Here is a 20,369-nt window from a genome sequence, read left to right on the forward strand (position 1 = left end):
CGGCAGGAAAGGCAGGTAGTCAGGTGTAGAAGAACGGAGGACGCTGGACGACGGTTACTTACGAAGGAGGATGATACGAAAAGAAAGAAAGGACAGATCATGGAATGAAATGGAAAAAGTGGTCCGGGAAGCGACTGCTGACACTGATGCTGGCATTGACGCTGTCAGTGTCTTCTTTGGGTCCTCTGATTGGAGGAGGAAGCATAAGCTATGCGGCAGAAATATCGGAGACACCGGATGTATCAGAGAGTCCCGGAAAGGCCGGGGAGACGGAAGTGACCGTTCGGCTGGAAGAACCGACAGAAGAAGCGACAGATACAGAAGAGCCGGATTTGGATACAGAAGATCCGGCAGAGAGCGTCAAACAGCCGGAAAACAGCGGGGTATCGGAAACGACAGAGCAGGAGGAACCGGAGGAGCCCGGAGAGTCTGAAAAAGGACTCCGGACACTTCGGATCCGCTGTGAGGATCCGAACGGCAATCCTTCCGAAACGCTGTCGGCAGAGGCGGACAGCGACGAGCTTTACGAAGGAACCAAGGTAAAGATCCGTGTGACCAACACGGGAATGAATATCTGGGCAGCTGAAATCACCTGTGAGGATGGCGAACTGGAGGCCGGAGAGGAAGAAGATATCCTGACCTTTGAAATGCCGGATGCAGACGTGGAAGTTCGTATTTATGAACTGGAAAGTCAGGAGCAGGGGGAGCTGTCCGGGGAAGACAGCAGCATTCCCGGAGATTTCCAGGGAAATCAGTCCCATACAAGGAAAGACAATGAGCCGGATATTGAACTTGAAAAGTCTGCCCGCTGGACCAATATCGAGGATGGTTACGCGGAACTGACGATCACAGAAAAAGATACTTCAGATTATTCTAATATTCCCACCGATTATATTATCATTCTGGACAGAACGAGAACCATGGCGCTGAGCGATTACAATCATGAAGACGGAAGCGCGTATAATTACATGGGTTATCATTCTCCATGCATCAATCCCGCCCATTATTATTACAAGGGTGGTATTTATTTGCACATGATAGATTACTTTACAGGGTATGATTACATAAAAAATGTGTGGTTTTATAATCTGCCGGGCAGCTTTGATTTCTGGGAGCGCCATTACAACCAGAATGGAACCAAAATCATGCCGACACTGGAAAATGGCTGCTATGATCGGCTTTCCATGGCAAAAAAGGGAATCCAGGAGCTGGTGGATATGATTGCGGCCCAGAATGCGAAAGTGACCGGAGACGGACTGCGTTCCCGGGTGGCGTTCTGGAGTTTTGCGGATGAATACAGTAAAATCACAGGCGATAAGCGGGATAAAGGACTGTATAATTATACGCCGTTGACGGACAATTACGAGCAGGTGAAGCGGGCGGTCAGCGAGGTGAAGAATTATTCCGGAACCTATTATCTTTCGTCCCTTCAGGAAGCGTATGATATTATCACAACACGAAACGCCACGGACAGCCGTCGGAAAAATGTATACACCAAGGTCATATTTATCTCGGACGGCGAGTGTGAAACGGATTTGGCAAATGTGAGGGCGAAGGCAGCACAGATTCGCAGTCTGCCCAATACGGAGCTGTTTACGCTGGCAATAGGCATGACCGCAGACGCGTCAGGTGCGAAACTCCTGCAGGAAATAGCGGGAAGCGCCGATCATGCAGCCAATTTCTGGCAGACCCTATCCTTTGACGGAGGAAATGGTTCCGCATTTGCCCAGACACTTTTAAATATTGAGAAAAAAGCGTCAGAGGTTAAGGCAGTTCAGAAGACGCTGACGGATCAGATTGAGACGAAATATTGGGAACCGGTGGAAATTCTGAGCGCTGACGGCGGACAGGCATCCCTTAACCGGGCCAATGGAAAGCTTACCTGGAAAGTGCCGGATGAAGCGGGAACGACCTATCGCTGCACCGTGAAGCTGCGTTTGAAGGAGAAGTACCGTTATCTTCTGGCGGATGCTGTCTATCCCACCAACAGGGATGAGACAGGCGTAGGACAGCCGGAGATTTCGGCAGATCCGGTGAAGGCAGGCGCAGTGCTGGATTACGCCATTGAAGGCGGTATGTATCATCAGCAGACGCGAAAGGCAGGCGTGGTCACACCAACGCTGAAGTATGGAACCTTGCAGTTTCAGGGGAAGAAGAACTGGACTGTTTCAGGTTCCCGGGCAGACAGTCTGGTTGTACGCCTGATGCGGACACTTCCGGGACAGACCACGGCTACGCAGGTCAATAATACACGAACTAACGGAAGCCGGGGATGGCGTTACAGCTTTAATCGACGCGTCATGCCGGATGGAAGCGAGAAGCCGCTTATCAAATATGACGAAAGAGGCAGACTCGTTTCCTATCAGGTGACGGAACAGACGCCAGGCTATTATACGCAGCTGGAGAGTCTGGTGACCGGTGGAGACGTGACAGATACCCAGTTGTACAATGAACCCTTCAAGGTAAAGGTTCAGGTGGAAAAGACCGACAGCGAGACCGGCAATCCCTTGAGCGGCGCGGAGTTTTCTGTCTTTATGTGGAGCCGGCGAGCCGGAAAATATCTGCCCTATAAGGGAACCACAGAAGGAACAGGCCAGACTTACGAGACAGGGACGTTGAACGGCGGTTCGGAAGGCATGAAGCTTACGGAAAACCAGAAAGGGATATACATAAGCCCGGCCTGGCTGTACTACGCGCCGGATAATCAGGGTAAATTCCGGGTTATCGAGACGCAGGCGCCGGAAGGCTATTACGGAGACTGGAAGGGGGAGAACGAAAAAAATGTCTATGACCTGGTGATTTCGCCGGATGCGGCGAGAAACCGAGAGACGATTTCGCTGACCAATGGGGACAGCGGAACCTTTGAAAATCAACGGGTCAGGGGAAAAATCCGGTTTACGAAAAACGACGCGGAGGGAAAGGAGCGCGTTTCCCAGGGCGAAGCCAGTCTGACCGGTGCAGCCTACAAGCTGTTCGCAGCGGCGGATTTGATCCATCAGGACGGCGCCACAGGTGCTCTGTACCGAAAGGATGAGGAGATTCGACTGCGCTTTACCGGAAGCCGGGACGGTGTGCGGTACTATCGGCAGGATCCGTCCGGAAGGGACACGATAGAGATTGGGACGGGCTGTCAGATCTGCATCGAAAATTTGGAGCTTGGCTGCTATTATCTGCAGGAGCAGGAAGCAGGCGAGGGCTACCTGGTCAATCCGGAGAAAGCGGAATTTACCCTGGAGTGGCAGGGCGAGGAAGTACCAGAGGTGGAAATCAGGGATTTCAAAGTCTATGAGCAGGTGAAAAAGCAGCGGCTGACCTTCTACAAGGTGGCAGGAACGGATCGGACCGACCGGTTGGATCCTCTGGAGGGAGCCGGATTTTCCATTTATGCCCTGTCAGAATTCGCAGATGGAAGATATGCGGATCTTTCCGACGTGGAGGTGGTGCAGGCAGTCATAGATGATTTTCGGGACGGGCAGACATTGGATTACCGTGCCGTGCGCGCTTTTTGCCCGGCACAGGTCTTCGCGGAGGCGGACAGTGCGGAAGTGAAGGCTGGAAAGCTGGTTAAGAAACTGGACTATGGAGAGGGATATGTCTATGAGGCAGAGAGCCCGAACGAGTATCTGACAGGCGAGCTGTTCAGCGACAGTCGCGGTATGGTGACGACGCCGTCCCTGGCCTATGGCCGTTATCTGATTGTGGAGACAACAGTTCCGAAGAACCGGATTGCTACCCGGCCCTTTGTGGTGCAGATAGCGGGTGACGATCGGGACGGAACGGTCGAGGGAGACGGACGGGGACGGAAGCTTTCGGATCTGGTGATTCTTCAGGACCGTCCGGTCAATGCCCTGGTACGGATAGAAAAATACGACAGTGTCACGGGAAAGCCGGTGCAAAAGCCGGGTGCGTCCTACGTGATCCATGATACGGAGGGAAAATGGTTCTCTTATTACACAACGGAATGGAGCTCGGCCCAGAAGAAGGCCTATCAGGAGCAGTATGGCGATCTGGTAGTGCAGTACAGCCAGGGTGCGCAGCTTGGAACCTATACAAAGCCGTATACGACCCGGCAGGTGAAGAAGGATGGAACCTGCTATGTGGATACGCCCACAGCGCTTCCGACCGGTATCTATGAGCTGGAGGAAGTGTCCGCCCCAGACGGATATATCCTGCAGGGGCATGAGGGCGTCATTGCCAAAAAGAGTATTTTCGAAAGTGGAAACGGAACCTTTTACGAAACGGAGGCCGATGGAAAATGGAGGCCGACGCCGGAAGGCTCTGTGAAATTCATCATTTCCTCGGGAGAGGCAGTTTATGACAGCGAAGCAAAGGCTTTCGTAGTGAAGGTGCGCCAGAAAAACACCCCGGCAGTGGGTAAAATCAGTGTGTACGCGGAGGGGGAACAGCTGAAAGGAGCACAAAAGACGGAAACAGGATATCAGTTTACCTATGAGGCTCAGCCGGTGGCGGGCGCGGAATTTGAAATCCGCGCGGCAGCAGATATCTATACGCAGGAGGGAGTAAACAAAGAGAAGCTATACGAAGCCGGAGAACTGCTCATGACCCTTGTGACCGATGCAAAAGGCCAGACCTGGACCGGACAGAAGGATCTGGAAGGAACCGATATTCCGTGGGGGCTTCCGCTTGGAAGCTACACGGTGACGCAGGTGAAGGCGGGCGCAGGTTTTGCCCTGAGTACGGAAAACGCGAAGCCCCGCAGTATTGAGATTACCTGGGCGGGCCAGGAGGTGCCGGTCATTTACCGGGATACGATGTATCAGAATCCCCGGCAGCAGGTGCGGCTTGCCATAGAGAAACAGGACGCCGAGACCGGGAGGGTGCTGGCCGGAGCAGCATTTGGACTATACGCGGCGGAGAATATTGCCGATTACAGGGGAAAAATCCTGGTGAAAAAGGATACCCTGCTGGGTCAGGCGGCCACGGCGCTGAACGCGGAAGGAAAGGTAGAACGCGCGGTCTTTGCCGTAGATTTGCCACTGGGCAGATATTACGTGAAAGAGCTTCATGCCCCGGCAGGATACGCAGGCAGCTCCATGCGCGTCAATGTGGACGCTTCCTACCGGGCGGATCAGCGGGAAACCATCAGCCTGAAGGGCGTGGTAAAAAATGCCCCGATCCGCGTACAGATTAACCTGATGGACTGGTTTACGGAAAACGAGCTGACCGGCGCAACTCTGCAGCTTTTGGACGAAAATGAGTCCGTTGTGGAAACATTCACGACTGTTTCAAAAAACAATCCGATTATCCGGAAGCTGGAGCGGGGAAAAACCTACCGGGTAAGGGAACTGGTAACTCCGTCGGGCTATGAAGAAGGATTCCTGCTGAAGGACGGCTATGTAACGGACAAGACAGACAGCCTGGAGTTGTCCAAGCAGTATGCTTCGAATAACGGGAAAAAGGATGTGGCCTTTACCGTACTGGATACGGGAAAGCTCCAGGTGGTGAGCCTGTTCATGAAGCCGGAAGCCGGTGTTCTGGAAATTACGAAGGAGGGACCGGTTCCGGTGGGAACGGAAAAAGAAACCGATGAAAATGGTAACCGGATTGAGACCCCGATATATGAGATTATGGGACTTCCGGGAGCGGAATATGTGCTTCAGGCGAAGGAACAAATCGGCTATCCGGACAGCCAGGAGGGGGTACTTTTTGAAAAAGACGCATTGGTGCTGGAACAGTATGCGGAACAGAAGAAAACCGGAGCCATGCAGTATTTTACCATAGATGTGCCGGAAGGAAAGGGCGAGCTGGTGAAAGCAGAACGCATGCTGCCGGATGGTACGGAGGCAGCGCTTGTGCTGCGGACCGGGCAGGATGGCAAGGTGCAGGTAACCGGACTTCCGGCGGGAAGCTACCGTGTCGTGGAGGTGAAGGCTCCGGCTGGCTATTATCGGGATCCGGGAATGTGTACGCAGACGGTGGATCTGGGAGACATCATTTCCGTACGGTTTGAGAATCCGAAACAGGAGATCGAAAAACCGGGTGAAGATCCGGATAAGGATCCAGATAAAGATCCGGATGCTCCCCGCCGGATCGGCATGCTGGCAGAAAAATACGGTGTGGACGGAGAAGAACGGATTCCGGTATCCGGCGCCGCCTTTACCCTATACGCGGCAGAGGACGTCCGCAATATTTTTGGTGAGCTGATTTACCGGGAAGGAACGGAGGTGGAGACGGCCCTGTCCGGAGCGGACGGGCTGGCGCGCTTTGTGACAGATGTTCCCATCGGTCTCTACCGCATCCGGGAGACGAAAGCGCCGGACGGCTACTACAGCAGCACGAAGGAGATTCTTTATGACGTGGCGAAGGACAGGGAGGATGATTCCGTTCATTACCTGAATTTCAGTGATTTTGTGGAAAATGCCCCGACGAAGCTCACGATCCGCCTGCAGGACGATCTGACCCATAACGAACTGGCGGACGCCTGCCTGGAGATTACGGATGAGAAGGGAGAGCCTGTGGAAACCTGGATGACCAGAGTGGATAACGGGTATACCATCCGGGGGCTCTCTGTGGATAAGTGTTACACCATCACAGAAAAGCTGCCGCGGGAGGGCTATCTGGTGAAATTTACAGAGAGCTATACAGAGAGCGGCAATGTGGAACTGCGGGAGCCGGAGGGAGCAAAAGTGGAGTTTCGAATTCCAGACGCGCCGGGCAGTGTGACAGAGGGCGGCCATCTGAACCCGGCCTCAGTGCCGGAGACGGGCTGCATTGTCCTGGAAAATCCCTTTGTAACCGGCGATGTGCATCTGCAAAAGGACGGAGAAATTCTGGAAAGCTGGACACCGGCACAGCATGTGGGCCAGTGGCTGCGTTCGACCTTTGGATACCGGGAAAAGGGTCTGGGTCAGGTGGAATTCGCAGTCTATGCGGCGGAGGACATTGAACATCCGGACGGCGTCACGGGAATTTGCTTTCGGAAAGGTGAGCAGGTGCTGACGGGTGTACGCTCTGAAAAGCAGGAGGCCCGGGGCGTTACAGATAAGAGTGGCATACTGGAGTTCAAAGAACTTTATCTGGGCCAGTATGAGATTCGGGAACTGAAGACAGCGGAAGGCTATGTGCGCGATGAAAAGCCGATTCTCTTCACCCTTGCCTACCGGGACGGCTACACCAGTACGGTAGATGCGCGGCAGGGAAGCGTCCGCTGGCTCAATCCCCGTCAGAGGAGTGAAGTGACCGTGCATAAGACAGATGCCGCCGACGGTAAAGCCCTGGCGGGAGCAGAAATCGGCCTGTATACGGCAGAACCCGTCAATCGGGCGGATGGCACCTGTCTCCTCACGGCGGACACGCTTCTGGAAACAGGCGTTACAGACGCGGACGGCACCCTTGTTTTCGCAGCAGATCTGCCCTTTGGCTGCTATTATGTGAAGGAGATCACAGCTCCGGATGGGTATCTGCTTTCAGAGGAGAAGCAGCCGTTTACCCTTACTTACGCCGGGGAAAATACAGAACTGATAAAATTAAGCCTGACGATTCAGAATATGAGAAAACCGGAAGAACATGCAGGAGGTCCAGGCGCGCTGACCAGTGCCCAGGCTGCGCCGACCGGGGATGAGACGCCGGTGGAAATCTATCTGTTTCTGCTGCTTGTAAGCTTTCTGGCAGCGGGCAGAATCCTTATGGAAGTACGGGAGAGAAAACGCCAAATGAAAAACAGGGATTGACTTTTTATCTTTTGTTGTTATGATTTTAGTATCAAAGGATTCTAAAATCAGCACCTGGAATTCAGGCGCGATAAAGTAGGAGGACGTATGGATTTTATTACAATTGGAGAGATGGTAATTGATTTTCTTCCCGGCCAGGAAGAAGGAAGCTACATTCGTAACGCAGGCGGCGCGCCCGCAAATGTAGCAATCAGCGCGGCAAGAAACGGACTTCAGGCAGGCATGTACTGCAAGGTGGGCAATGACGATTTCGGAAAGTTTCTGCTGAAAACCCTGCGGGAGAATCATGTAACGCCTCTGGCGCCGGAGATGACAGATGAGGCTACTACGACCATGGCGTTTGTGTCTCTGAACGAGCACAATGACAGAAGCTTTACCTTTGCAAGAAAGCCCGGCGCGGATATGCTGCTGGACAAGAGCGAGATCCGGGACGAGGATCTGAAGGACTGCCGTATCGTACAGGCAGGCTCCTGCAGCCTTTCTGCAGGACCGGCGGTGGAGGCTACCGAGTATGCCATGGCCAGAGCAAAAGAGCTGGGCAAGCTGGTAGGCTTTGACATCAATTACCGGAATCTGATGTGGAAGGATGACAAGAAGGCCTGCACCGAGAAGGTGCTTTCCATTCTGAAATACGTGGATTTCCTGAAGCTCTCCGATGAGGAGATTGACATGGTAGGGGGACATGATAACCTGTTAAATGTGATGAAGGAGTATGACGTTGCAGTAGCGGTTCTGACCCTGGGCGGCGATGGCGCGGAGGTATTCTACGACGGAAAGTCTTATGTGGTTCCGGGCTTTCCGGTATCCCATGTGGCAGACACCACGGGAGCCGGAGACGCGTTCTGGGGAGGTTTCCTTTCCTGTGTGCTGAATCACGGGGTATCTTCTGTAGACCAGCTGAATGTGGAGCTTCTTAAGGAAGCGGTAAAATACGGCAATGTGAGCGGCTCCCTTTCCGTACAGGAGAAAGGAGCGATCTCATCTCTGCCTACCAGAGAGAAGGTTGAGAAGTTTCTCGCAGAGAACTGATAAATGCTATGGCTAGACTAGGGGTAAATAAAGATTATCTGAAAAAACGAAACCGAGGTCTGGTACTCCAACTGATCGCTACGGGAAAATGCACCTCCAGAATCGAACTGGCAAGAGAGGTGCATCTGACCAAAACGGCGATCTCCGCGATTGTCAATGAACTGATTGAGCAGGGATACTTAAGAGAAGCAGCAGTGACGACGAAGGCAAAGCTGGGAAGAACACCTGTAAAGCTGGAGATTAGTCCTGAAGCTCCGAAATACATAGGAATTCTGTTTGGACGCGGCTGCCTGGAGGCGGCGATCTGTGATTTGAACATGAATATCATTGCCTACGAACGGGTAGAACGGGAATGGTCGGGCGGACAGGAAATCATGGAGGTCGCCTACCGTCTGTTGGATCGCCTGCTGGAGCGGGAAGAAAAGATCATTGCCATCGGAGTAGCGACGCCGGGACCGGTAGATGTGAAGAAGGGCCGGATTATCAATCCGGGTTATTTTCACGGAATACAGAATCTGGATGTGGCAGAGCCTATACAGAAGCGCTATGGAATTCCGGTGTTCCTGGATCATGATGTCCAGAGCGCGGCACTGGTGGAACAGCTCTACGGAAACGGGCAGGGATATCAGGATGTGCTGGTACTGGGTATTGAAAAGGGCGTCGGAAGCGGTATCATGACCAATGGGCACAGATACCAGAGCAATTCCGGTTATCCTCCGGAGATGGGACACCTTTCCATCAACCATCATGGCCGGAAATGTGTCTGCGGCAATATCGGCTGCCTGGAGGCTTACATCGGTTCTGACAGAGTGCAGGAAAAGATAGAGGCCGCCTTTGGCAGGAAGATTCCGTATCGGGAATTCTGTCAGATGGAGGATCCGGAAGCAGAGCGGATTATGCAGGAGCTGATTAACGACTTGTCCTGCGCGATCATCAGCCTGCAGAATATCATGAACTTCGAGATTATTCTGTTGGGAATGGACAGCATCTACTGGCAGGAAAAGTATCTGAAGCGGCTGGAGGACATCATCAATGAACGGAAGTTTGCCAACAAAAAGGTACGGACACTGGTGAAAAAGGTAAAGTTCATGGAAAAAATGCCGGTCCTCGGCGCTGTATGCAATGCGGTAAGCAAGACCTTTGAAGGTGAAATGCTGGATTAAATGTTAAAATAAAATCAATGTACAAAGGAGAAGAATGCTGATGGGAGAATGAACCAGCAGACTTCTCCTTTTTTGTGTAATTTATACAAAAAAGAAAACAGCTTTTGTGTAAAACATAAAAATTGGAATTGCCGGATTGACAAATGATGAGAATGATGTATAATTTGTTCATATAAAGTTAGTAAGGGCAATGCACTAATATGCAAGATGTAGGAGAAAAGGGAAAATGAACGAGAAAATTTGGGCAAAATCCTGTCATATCTCTCCATCTATGATTACACTGGATATGTGTAACCTGGAACAGCAGTGCCGGATGGTAGAGGAAGCCGGACTGGAGATGATTCATGTAGATATTCTGGACGGACATTTCAGCCCGAGCATGCCGCTGGGTCTTGATACGGTAAAGCAGCTTCGAAAGAAAACCAATCTGGAGTTCGAAGCGCATGTAATGGTAACAGAGCCGCAGTTCTTTATCGATGAACTGATTGAGGCAGGCGCTTCTCAGATTGTATTTCACATAGAAACCTGTGACCACGTGGACGGTATGCTGAATTACATTCACAGCAAGGGTATCCGCGCTGGTGTGGCTCTGAAGCCGGCGACGCCGCTGTATGAGCTGGAGTACATCCTTGATAAATGCGACGCAGTGCTTCTGATGCTGATTAATCCGGGCTTTGCCCAGGTGAAAGGCGAGGCACAGACAGCTTACTCGGCAAAGAAGATTCATGATTTACATGAAATGATTACCGCCAGAGGGCTGGATACCAGAGTGATTCTGGACGGAAGAATTTCCCCGGAGAATATTTCTACCTACGGAATGTCCGGTGAAGCGGATATCTTCGTAGCGGGAAGCACCTGTATCAAGAAGGATGACCAGACCGGAAGCCTGAAGAGACTGAAGGCCATGGAAGATGAGATTAACAGCAAGAGGTCATAAAGATGGGATATTACAGTGATAATTATAATGAAACCGTAAAATCAGTCCTGGGTGAGCTGGACAAGGCTCTGGGAGCCGTAGAACCGGAAACGGTTGAAAAATTTGTACAGGCAGTTCTGGAAGCAGACCAGGTTTACTTTGTAGGAGTCGGAAGAGTACTTCTTTCCTTACAGGCTATCTGCAAGAGACTGGCGCATCTGGGAATCAAAACCCACTATGTGGGAGAGATCACCGAGCCGGCTATCACCGATAAGGATCTTCTGATTGTAGGATCCGGAAGCGGCGGCTCCCTGTTCCCGTTGGGAATTGCGAAGAAGGCACATGGAATCGGCGCCAAAATCGTACACATCGGTTCCAACCCCAACAGCGAGATGAAGGACCTGTGCGAGTTCATGGTTCGTATTCCGGTGAGAACCAAGAATTATCTGGAGGACGAGATTGATTCCGTACAGCCCATGACATCCCTGTTTGAGCAGAGCCTTCTGCTTTTCGGAGATGTGGTTGCGAAGATGATTATCGACGAGCGTAAGATTGATATGAAGAGCCTCTGGAGATATCACGCAAATCTTGAGTAAGCGGTTGAGAGGATGACAGCAATGGATAAGAAGCTGATGAAATATTGCGGAAGCCTGCAGCAGATGGTATACGCCCGTCCGATTGTTTATAAAGAGGGACGCGCGGAGCACATGAACGCCATTGAAGCAAAATGCGGCGACATTTTCTTCCATTCCGCAGCGGATAAGGCGCTGGATATTACGGATTTTTCCTATAAGGGCATGAACATGACATTCCTTGCGAAGCCCGGGCTGGAAGGAAGAAATCAGTATGACACCAACGGAGAGGAAGCGCTTCGAAGCATCATGGGTGGGTTGTTCTTCACCTGTGGCCTGGAAAACATCTGCGCTCCCTGCACCGTAGACGGAAAGGATTATCCCATGCACGGCCGTATGCGTACCACACCGGCCGAGCATGTATGCACAGATGTGATTACCGAGGGCGAGACCTGCAAGCTGGTGATTTCCGGCGAGATGCGGGAGGCAGAGCTGTTCGGTGAGAATATGGTCCTTCGCAGAAGGATAGAAAGCGTTCTGGGAGAAAACAGTATTACGGTAACGGACGAGATTGAAAATCAGGCGTTCCGTCCGGAGCCGCTGATGCTCCTGTATCATTGCAATGTGGGATATCCGTTCCTGAATGAAAACTGCGAGCTTTACGTACCTTCCAAAAAGGTGGTCGGAAGAGAAGAATTTTCTGAGAAGCACGTAGAACGATGGAACAAGCTGGAGACGCCCATTGACAATGAGTGCGAGTACGTGTTCATCCATGATATGCAGTCCGACGACAAGCTGGACACTATGGTACTGGTAGCCAACCATGAGCTGGACATCGGCCTGACCATTGAGTTCAACCAGAAGAATCTTCCATATTTTATGGAATGGAAATCCATGGCATCCGGAGATTATGTCCTGGGTCTGGAGCCGTCCAATTCCAGCGTATATGGAAAGCTTCATCATATTGAAAATAATACCGTACATTATCTGGAACCCTTTGAGAAGGAGACCAACGTTCTTAAGTTCTCCGTCATCGAGGGAAAAGATAAGATAGATGCAGCAATAGAAAAAATCAATGCGATAAAAGCATAGAAGGAGTCAGAGTTATGAAGAGATCAGAAATTAATGCAGTTATCAAAAAATTTGAGGCATTACTGGCAGAGTACAAATTCGCGCTTCCGCCGTACTTAAGCTTCACTCCGGAGGAGTGGGCAGAGAAGGGTCATGAGTATGATGAGATTCGTGACAATGCTCTGGGCTGGGACGTAACAGACTACGGTGAGGGTCATTTCGATACCCTGGGTCTGGCGCTGATTACCATCCGTAACGGTAATGTACATAACCCGAAATATAAAAAGCCCTACGCAGAGAAAATTATGATGTGTGATTCCGGTCAGGTTTCTCCGATGCATTTCCACTGGAATAAGATGGAAGACATCATCAACCGCGGCGGAAACGACATTATCTTTACATTCTATAACGCAGATCCGGAGACAGGAGATTTCCTGGATACTGACGTTATGATTTGCCAGGACGGCAGACAGTACACCATGCCGGCAGGAAGCAAGGTAACCCTTCACCCGGGCGAAAGCATGACACTGTATCCGTACCTGTATCATGAGTTCATCATTCCGGAAGGCGGCCCGTCCCTGATTGGAGAGGTTTCCGCAACCAATGATGACAACACAGACAACCGCTTCAAGAATCCGCTGGGAAGATATCCGTCCATCGAGGAGGATGAAGCACCGTACAGACTGCTCTGTACAGAGTATCCGGCAGCAAAATAAGAGAGACCGGAATAAAAGGGAGAAAGTGTATACTTCCGGAGTGGGAAGTATTTAAATACACTCTAAAAAATCTTTTCAAAATTAGGAGGATGAAAAAGATGAAGAAAAAAGTTTTAGCAGCTCTGATGGCAACAATGATGGTTGCATCTCTGGCAGCATGCGGCTCCAAGCCGGCTGAAAGCACAGACGCAGCAGCAGACACAAAGACAGAGGAGACCGCAGAGACTCCGGCAACTGACGCTGACGCTGACGCTGACGCAGCAGGCGAAACAAAGGATCTGGCAGACCTGAAGCTGGCATTCATCGTTGGTACAGAGAACGACGCTTTCTATCAGAGCGTTGAGGAAGGTATCAAGTCTCAGTGTGAGAAGCTCGGTATCCCGGCTCCGACACTTGGCGACCAGGAGCTTGACGGAAACAAGTGCTCCGACCTGATCAACAACTACGTAGGCGCAGGCTATGATGCAGTTGCACTTTCCGCAAACGACCCCGCAGGAACCATGCCGGCTATCCAGGCAGCTAACAAAGAGGGCGTTAAGATCTTCACATTTGACTGTACACTGGATGACCAGTATCTGGATCAGTACCTTGCATTCGTAGGCTCCAACAACAAGGCTGGCGGTGTTACTGCTGGTGAGTACGTTGCTGAGCATGCTCCGGAAGGATCCATCGTTGGATGTATCACATACGCTTCCGCACAGTCCACTCAGGACCGTCAGGCTGGTTTCGAGGAGACCATCCAGGCTGCTATCGACGGCGGCAAGGATCTGACTCTGATCGAGTCTCAGGATGCTGATAACGACCAGGCAAAGGCTGCTGATATCATGCAGAACCTGATCACAAAGTATGGCGATGACCTTTCCTACATCTTCGTAGTAGGTGACCCGACCGGTTACGGCGCACTGTCCTCTATCCAGGCAGCAGGCGCAAGCACAAAGATCGTTGGTTTCGATGCAGGTGAGACAGCTTGCCAGTACATCGCTGACCCGGTTGTTGGTAAGATTTGGGAAGCAGAAGTTGCACAGGATCCGGTTGGTATCGGCGCTGGTATCGTAGATAAGATCGCTGAGTACTTCACAACTGGCGCAATCGCAGGAGATCAGAAGGACCTGATCGAGTGTAAGCTTGTAACTGCTGAGAACGTTGCAGATTACCTGAAGTAATTTCTATAGGAAATCAGACTAAGTAAGTATTGGTCTAAAGTGCCCAGGCCATTGGTTCTGGGCACTTTTTAATAAAGAGGGAAATGGAGGACAGATATGGAACCGCTCTTACAGGTAAAAAATATTGCCAAAGAATTTCCGGGCGTAAAAGCGTTGGAGGATATCAGCATTGATTTTTATCCGGGTGAATGCCATGCTCTGGTCGGTGAAAACGGCGCCGGAAAATCTACACTGATTAAAATTATTGCTTCAATTTATAAGCCCACAAGGGGCGAAGTCATTCTGGACGGAAAAGTATGTAACTTTAAAACTCCGAAGGATGCTTTGGATGCAGGTATCGCAGTTATTGAGCAGGAGACAGCAATTGCTCCCCATCTGACCGTAGCTGAGAACATGTATCTGGGATGTGAGCCGAAACAGAAAAACGGTTTACTGGATCGTAAAAAAATGGAGGCCGATGCGCAGGCCGTTCTGGACGAAATGGGTCTGGAAGTAGATGCGCATACCCTTTGTTCCAAACTGACCGCTGCACAGCTGCAGATGGTTGAGATTGCAAAGGTTATTTCCAAACACGCAAAGGTAGTAGTCCTTGATGAGCCGACTTCCTCACTTTCTGAGAAAGAGATTGATTCTCTTTTTGAGCAGGTCCGGAAGATGAAAGCTGCCAACACCACAATGATTTATGTAACACACCGTATGGCAGAGCTTCCTATCATCTGCGAGAAGTGTTCTATCTTCCGCGATGGTCTGAAGGTGGCAGAATATAAAGTAAATGAGGTAAGCGAGCAGACCATCGTCAACAGCATGGTTGGCCGTGAGCTGGGCGCTTATGTGAAACCGGAACATACCGCGAAGGAAGAGATGCTTCGCGTTGAAAACCTTACTCAGAAGGGTGTATTTGAAAATGTAAGCTTCCATGCCAATGCCGGCGAGATTGTAGCGTTCTCCGGTCTGGTTGGAGCAGGACGTACCGAGGTTATGGAGGCGATCTTCGGAGCTACCAAGATTACTTCCGGTAAGGTATTCCTGTATGGAGAAGAAGTACATATTAAGAACCCGGCGGATGCAATTCGGCGAAAAGTCGGACTTGCTACTGAGGACCGTCGTCGTACCGGACTTCTTCTGAAAAAATCAATTGAAGAAAATATTGCGCTGCCGAACCTGCCGTTCCACGCAAAGAATGGTTTTGTCAATGTTCCCTGGGAGGTATCCACCAGTGAGGAGTACATGGACAAGCTGAAGATTAAAGCGCCGAACATCAAGGCACTGTGCGGAAATCTGTCAGGTGGTAATCAGCAGAAGGTTATCCTTTCTAAATGGCTGGCAGCCGGTGTAAAGCTTCTGATTCTGGACGAGCCTACCAAGGGTATCGACGTAAATGCGAGAGCAGAGTTTTATGCATTGATGAACCAGTTTGTTGAAAACGGCGGATGTATTATCATGATTTCCTCTGATATGCCGGAGGTTATCAAGGTTGCTGACCGTGCTTACGTTATGTCAGAGGGACATCTGACAGGTGAGCTGAACCGTGAGGAGATTACAGAGCTGAATCTGATTTCTCTTGCAAATCCGGTTACCGATGGTTCAGACAAGCAGTAATACCGAAAAAAATTGGAAGGCTTATAGATATTCAAAGCTTATAGATAAGAGAGGAAAATAAAATGAAAGAAAAAAATATTAAACAGTTTATTACTGATAATATTGTAATTGTCGTACTGGTTCTTCTGGTTATCGGTTTTTCCATCGGTAACACGACCTTCCTGAAGACAGCAAACGTAATCAACCTGTTCGGACAGATGTGTCTGAACGCAATTCTGGCAACTGGTCTGACCTATGTAATCATCCTGGGCGGTATCGATATCAGCGTTGGTTCCTCCATGGCGATTACCGGTATCCTGGCAGCACAGGTTGTACTGGCACTGAACATTCAGTCTACACCGCTGATTATGGCAGTCCAGATTCTGGTTGGTCTGGCAGGCGGAGCCCTGATTGGTCTCTTTATTGGCTGGCTGGTAGCGTATAGAGGACTGGTTCCCATGATTTGTACCCTGGCTCTGATGCAGGCATTCCGTGGACTGGCTTACATCATTTCCGGCGGCGGTCCGGTTTATGGTCTGCCCAATGGCTTCTCTGTACTGGGCGCAGGACGTCTGATTGAGACAGAGAGCTTTAAGACAGGTATTATTCCGGTTATCGTTCTGTTTACCATTATAGTTGTTTTAATTTTCCACATTATTCTGACCAAGACTGTATTCGGACGTCACGTATTCGCAGTTGGTTCCAATGCCTCTGTAGCGCATATGTGTGGTATCAATACAAAGATGGTAACACTGAAGTGCCATATGATCTGTGGTATTACAGCAGGTCTGGCAGGTATCGTAGCAGCTTCCAAGGTAAACAATGGACATCCGGCAACCGGTGACGGATATGAGATGTTCGCTATCGCGGCAACCGTTCTGGGCGGAACTTCCCTGGCCGGCGGTTCCGGATCCGTAGCAAGAGCTATGTTTGGATGCGCTATTATTGCAGTTATCAACAATGGTATGACTCTGATGGAGATTTCCGCATACTGGCAGAAGGTCGTAATCGGAGCAATCATTATCCTGGCAGTTATGCTTGATATGGCACAGAAGGGCAAAGAAGAGTAAGTATGAAGTACTATTTGATTATTGATATCGGCGGAACGAAAACGACCTCTGTAGTGTTCAATGATCAGGGGGAGCCGATTACTGAATTTAAGGTAAAAAAGTCCAGAACCTATGAGGGTGAGGATGCTGTATTCCAGAATACCATTGAGCTTGCTTATGAGGTTCTGGAGGAAGCCGGAAAAACAAAAGAGGATCTGGCGGGTGTTGGCGTTGCGGCGCCCGGTCCGCTGGATTACCGTACCGGTCTGATTATTGATGTACCGATGATGGGCTGGAAGAATTTTCCACTCGGAGATCGACTGAGAGAAGAGTTCGGCGTTCCGGTTTATGTGGAAAATGATGGAAATCTGGGCGCACTGGCAGAGGCAAATGTAGGTGTGGCTAAGGGTGAGCAGGTAGTTCTTTATCAGACCATCAGCACCGGCTGCGGCGGCGGTATTGCCATCGGAGGAGAGATTTATCACGGACGCTCCGGATTTGCCGGAGAGTTCGGACACATGACGATTAATTTCGCAGGTCCCCGATGCGGCTGCGGCGGAAGCGGATGCTTTGAGCTGTATGCCTCCGGAACTGCAGTAAATCAGCGCATGAAACGGGATATTCGTTCCGGAATCAAGTCCGCTGCTTTTGAAAGCATTGACTATGATCCGGAAAAGGTAAATGGAAAAATCCTGAGTGACGCAGCGGCGGAGGGGGATGCTTATGCCATTGACATGCTGCGGCAGGAGGGATACTATATTGGTGTGGGATTGTCCAACCTGATTAACCTGCTTGATCCGGATGTGATTGTTCTGGCAGGCGGAATGGCAAAGGCAGATAAGTATTTCCGTTACAGCATGATGAACGAGATACGCAGACATGCCTGCTTCCCCTTTGACGAGGACAGAATCCGTGTTTCCGAGCTGAATGACAAGGTTGTAGCTTACGGTGCGTATGTCATGGTGAAAAAAGCCATTGACGGAAGCCTGTAAGGTCAAATTTAAGAAAAGAGGAGAAATATTATGCCGTTACTTACAATGAAACAGATTATGGCTGACTCTGTAAAGCTTGCTACTACAGATGTTGACCCGAAGGAAAGATATGCAGTAGGAGCATTTAATTTCAGCACCATTCCGGAGATGGTTGGCATCGTAGAGGGTGCCCGTGAAAAGAATGCGCCGGTTATCCTGATGGCTTCTCTGGGCGCAATCAAATACATCGGTTCCCTGGAGCTGATTGCAGAGACTGCAAAGGGTATCGCAAAGACTTATCCGGAGGTTCCCTTCTGTCTGCATCTGGATCATGCGACAGATATGGAGCAGATTAAGCAGGCTGTTGTGGCAGGCTTCACCAATGTTATGATTGACGCTTCCAAGGAAGACTTTGAGACCAACATTGCAAGATCCAAGGAAATCGCGGATTTCGCCCATAATCACAGTCCGTATGGTATCAACGGCTGTTCCGTAGAGGCAGAGCTGGGAATGCTGGCAGGTCACGAGGACAATATCCACGTAGAGGAATCCGGAAAAGCATATACCGATCCGTCTCTGGTAAAGGAATTTGTAGAGAGAACCGGTATTGACGCTCTGGCAGTTGCTATCGGTACCGCGCATGGCTTCTATAAGGCTGCTCCGGAAATCAAATTTGACCTTCTGGAGGAGATCCGCAAGCAGACAGATGTTGCGCTGGTGCTTCACGGCGGTACCGGTGTACCGGAGGATGATTTCCGCAAGTGTGTTGCTATGGGTATGAGCAAGATTAATGTGGGAACAGGACTGAAGAAGGTATATACCGACGCAGTCAGAGAGGCAATCAAGACACTTCCGGAGACGGAGTATGACCCGCGTAAGATTGCAGGACCGGGACGTAAGGCAATTGCAGCCGAAATCGCAAGCAAGAGTGATTTCTTCAACTGCAGCGGAAAGGCTCCGGCTGTACTGAAGAGCATTTACGGCTAAATCAGAATGTAAAACAAGAAAAAAGGGCAGGTATTTTGAAAAAAGTATCTGCCCTATGAGTTTAAGGAGGGTTTTATTATGCTTACAAATTATGTAGAAGGTTATCAGCACATCGGAATTCCTACAGATGATATCAAAAAGACAGAGGAATTCTATCTGGGTCTTGGCTTCAAGCTGAAATGGGAGACCACCTACGGAGGACATCCGGTAAAATTCTTTGAGCACGGCAACATTATTATTGAGACCTATGAGAAGGATGGAGGCGCAACCAACGCCACCGGCGCTATCGACCACGTAGCTCTGAACTGTACCGATATCGTAACCTGTGTAAAGGAGATCAGAGAAGCAGGTTATTATATCAATGAAGGACCGGCATTTCTGCCTTACTGGGAGCATGGCGTAGAGTATATCACCATTCTCGGACCGAACCATGAGGTAGTAGAATTTATTCAGAAATTTGCGTCCGAAGAGGAAAAGGAAAAGGCGGTGAAGGCACTTGGCTGAAATTTGGACAATGGGCGAGACCCTGGTTGAGATTATGAGAACAGAGGTTGACAAGCCTCTGAATGAAACAGCACTGTTTTCCGGACCCTATCCGTCCGGCTCCTCCGCAATTATGATTTCTACGGTTGCGCGGATGGGACACAGCTGCGGAATTATTTCCGGTGTGGGAAAGGACGGCTTTGGAGAGTGTATGCTGAATCGTCTGAAGAAGGACGGTGTCGATGTGTCGAAGGTTCTGGTAGATCCGGATGGCTCTACAGCCTGCGCCTTTGTAGCCTACGACAATAAGGGCGACAGAAGATATCTGTTCCATTGGGATGATACTCCGGCAACCAAGGCAGTGATGCCCGATGTGACAGAGCCGTCCCTGAAGGAAGCAAAGTATCTTCATATCATGGGCTGTGCGTTGACGGCTCGTCTGAGCTATGGCTGGGAGATTGTAAAGACTGCCAGAGCCATGAAGGCTCAGGGAACTAAGATCAGCTTTGATCCCAATGTACGTGTGGAGCATCTGACCAATCCGAAGAAGAGTAAGGAATCCTTTGAGATTATCAATGCGGTTTTGGAGATCACCAATCTCTTTGCGCCGGGTCTGGATGAGCTGAAGCTTCTTACCGGTCTGGATGATGTGGACGCGGCAGTGAAGAAATGCTTTGAGAACCCGAACCTGGAGATTCTGATGCTGAAGAACGGAGATAAGGGCTCTAAGATCTATACCCGTGACGGTCTGGTGGTAGAGCAGGGACTTTATAAGGTAAACTGTGTAGATCCCACCGGCGCCGGCGACACTTCGATCGGAGCATTTCTGTGCGCTTTGCTGGAGGGTAAGGAGCTGAAGGAATGCGCAGAGATTGCGGCGGCAGCCGGGGCATTAAACGTGGCGGCATTCGGTCCCATGGAGGGAAAGATCAGCCCGGAGAATGTACAGGCCATGAGAGACGGCACCTTCAAATTTTAGA

14 protein-coding genes are annotated in these 20,369 nt (G+C 50.4%); all 14 read left to right on the top strand.

Translation table 11 applies throughout. The features are described 5' to 3' along the window. Positions 1 to 104 precede the first annotated feature (104 nt). Positions 105 to 7,691 carry a SpaA isopeptide-forming pilin-related protein gene (locus tag WMO29_RS08550; RefSeq protein WP_349164505.1) on the top strand — a complete coding sequence of 2,529 codons (7,587 nt, stop codon included), beginning with the start codon at positions 105 to 107 and terminating at the stop codon, positions 7,689 to 7,691. A gap of 87 nt (positions 7,692 to 7,778) precedes the next feature. Then, positions 7,779 to 8,720, top strand: a complete 942-nt coding sequence (locus WMO29_RS08555; protein ID WP_349164506.1) for a carbohydrate kinase family protein — start codon at positions 7,779 to 7,781, stop codon at positions 8,718 to 8,720. 8 nt (positions 8,721 to 8,728) lie between these two features. Next, positions 8,729 to 9,883 carry an ROK family transcriptional regulator gene (locus WMO29_RS08560; protein ID WP_349164507.1) on the top strand — a complete coding sequence of 385 codons (1,155 nt, stop codon included), beginning with the start codon at positions 8,729 to 8,731 and terminating at the stop codon, positions 9,881 to 9,883. 226 nt (positions 9,884 to 10,109) lie between these two features. Further along, complete coding sequence (locus WMO29_RS08565; RefSeq protein WP_349164508.1) at positions 10,110 to 10,820, top strand: ribulose-phosphate 3-epimerase; 711 nt, start codon at positions 10,110 to 10,112, stop codon at positions 10,818 to 10,820. Between the two features lie 2 nt (positions 10,821 to 10,822). Then, complete coding sequence (gene hxlB, locus WMO29_RS08570) at positions 10,823 to 11,395, top strand: 6-phospho-3-hexuloisomerase (protein ID WP_349164509.1); 573 nt, start codon at positions 10,823 to 10,825, stop codon at positions 11,393 to 11,395. 21 nt (positions 11,396 to 11,416) lie between these two features. After that, positions 11,417 to 12,463 carry an aldose 1-epimerase family protein gene (locus WMO29_RS08575; RefSeq protein ID WP_349164510.1) on the top strand — a complete coding sequence of 349 codons (1,047 nt, stop codon included), beginning with the start codon at positions 11,417 to 11,419 and terminating at the stop codon, positions 12,461 to 12,463. A 14-nt stretch (positions 12,464 to 12,477) separates the two neighbouring features. Next, a complete protein-coding gene (locus tag WMO29_RS08580; RefSeq protein ID WP_178039597.1) occupies positions 12,478 to 13,158 on the top strand; it encodes a D-lyxose/D-mannose family sugar isomerase in 681 nt (226 codons plus the stop codon). Between the two features lie 98 nt (positions 13,159 to 13,256). Then, on the top strand, positions 13,257 to 14,321 hold the full coding sequence (locus WMO29_RS08585) for a sugar ABC transporter substrate-binding protein (protein WP_349164511.1): 1,065 nt from the start codon (positions 13,257 to 13,259) through the stop codon (positions 14,319 to 14,321). A 96-nt stretch (positions 14,322 to 14,417) separates the two neighbouring features. Continuing rightward, positions 14,418 to 15,920, top strand: coding sequence for a sugar ABC transporter ATP-binding protein (locus WMO29_RS08590; protein ID WP_349164512.1), 1,503 nt, complete (start codon positions 14,418 to 14,420; stop codon positions 15,918 to 15,920). 62 nt (positions 15,921 to 15,982) lie between these two features. After that, entirely contained in the window at positions 15,983 to 16,969 is a 987-nt protein-coding gene (locus WMO29_RS08595; RefSeq protein WP_349164513.1) for an ABC transporter permease, read from the top strand. Between the two features lie 2 nt (positions 16,970 to 16,971). Next, positions 16,972 to 17,940, top strand: coding sequence for an ROK family protein (locus tag WMO29_RS08600; RefSeq protein ID WP_349164514.1), 969 nt, complete (start codon positions 16,972 to 16,974; stop codon positions 17,938 to 17,940). Positions 17,941 to 17,970: 30 nt separating this feature from the next. Beyond that, the gene (locus WMO29_RS08605) at positions 17,971 to 18,906 is read left to right on the top strand and encodes a class II fructose-bisphosphate aldolase (protein ID WP_349164515.1); all 936 of its coding nucleotides are present in this window, start codon (positions 17,971 to 17,973) and stop codon (positions 18,904 to 18,906) included. A 78-nt stretch (positions 18,907 to 18,984) separates the two neighbouring features. Beyond that, positions 18,985 to 19,410 carry a VOC family protein gene (locus WMO29_RS08610; RefSeq protein WP_178039591.1) on the top strand — a complete coding sequence of 142 codons (426 nt, stop codon included), beginning with the start codon at positions 18,985 to 18,987 and terminating at the stop codon, positions 19,408 to 19,410. Beyond that, positions 19,403 to 20,368 (top strand): PfkB family carbohydrate kinase, encoded by a 966-nt coding sequence (locus WMO29_RS08615; protein ID WP_178039590.1) that lies wholly within the window; start codon positions 19,403 to 19,405, stop codon positions 20,366 to 20,368. The genes WMO29_RS08610 and WMO29_RS08615 overlap by 8 nt, the downstream gene beginning before the upstream one ends. Position 20,369: the final 1 nt, after the last annotated feature.

Origin of the sequence: Laedolimicola intestinihominis (assembly GCF_040096155.1) — a bacterium.
Classification (GTDB): Bacteria; Bacillota; Clostridia; order Lachnospirales; family Lachnospiraceae; genus Laedolimicola; species Laedolimicola intestinihominis.

Coding starts and splice junctions, on each gene's coding strand:
- WMO29_RS08560 (WP_349164507.1), top strand. CDS start 8,729: ATGGCTAGACTAGGGGTAAATAAAGATTATCTGAAAAAACGAAACCGA.
- hxlB (WP_349164509.1), top strand. CDS start 10,823: ATGGGATATTACAGTGATAATTATAATGAAACCGTAAAATCAGTCCTG.
- WMO29_RS08585 (WP_349164511.1), top strand. CDS start 13,257: ATGAAGAAAAAAGTTTTAGCAGCTCTGATGGCAACAATGATGGTTGCA.
- WMO29_RS08580 (WP_178039597.1), top strand. CDS start 12,478: ATGAAGAGATCAGAAATTAATGCAGTTATCAAAAAATTTGAGGCATTA.
- WMO29_RS08575 (WP_349164510.1), top strand. CDS start 11,417: ATGGATAAGAAGCTGATGAAATATTGCGGAAGCCTGCAGCAGATGGTA.
- WMO29_RS08565 (WP_349164508.1), top strand. CDS start 10,110: ATGAACGAGAAAATTTGGGCAAAATCCTGTCATATCTCTCCATCTATG.
- WMO29_RS08605 (WP_349164515.1), top strand. CDS start 17,971: ATGCCGTTACTTACAATGAAACAGATTATGGCTGACTCTGTAAAGCTT.
- WMO29_RS08600 (WP_349164514.1), top strand. CDS start 16,972: ATGAAGTACTATTTGATTATTGATATCGGCGGAACGAAAACGACCTCT.
- WMO29_RS08610 (WP_178039591.1), top strand. CDS start 18,985: ATGCTTACAAATTATGTAGAAGGTTATCAGCACATCGGAATTCCTACA.
- WMO29_RS08555 (WP_349164506.1), top strand. CDS start 7,779: ATGGATTTTATTACAATTGGAGAGATGGTAATTGATTTTCTTCCCGGC.
- WMO29_RS08550 (WP_349164505.1), top strand. CDS start 105: ATGAAATGGAAAAAGTGGTCCGGGAAGCGACTGCTGACACTGATGCTG.
- WMO29_RS08595 (WP_349164513.1), top strand. CDS start 15,983: ATGAAAGAAAAAAATATTAAACAGTTTATTACTGATAATATTGTAATT.
- WMO29_RS08590 (WP_349164512.1), top strand. CDS start 14,418: ATGGAACCGCTCTTACAGGTAAAAAATATTGCCAAAGAATTTCCGGGC.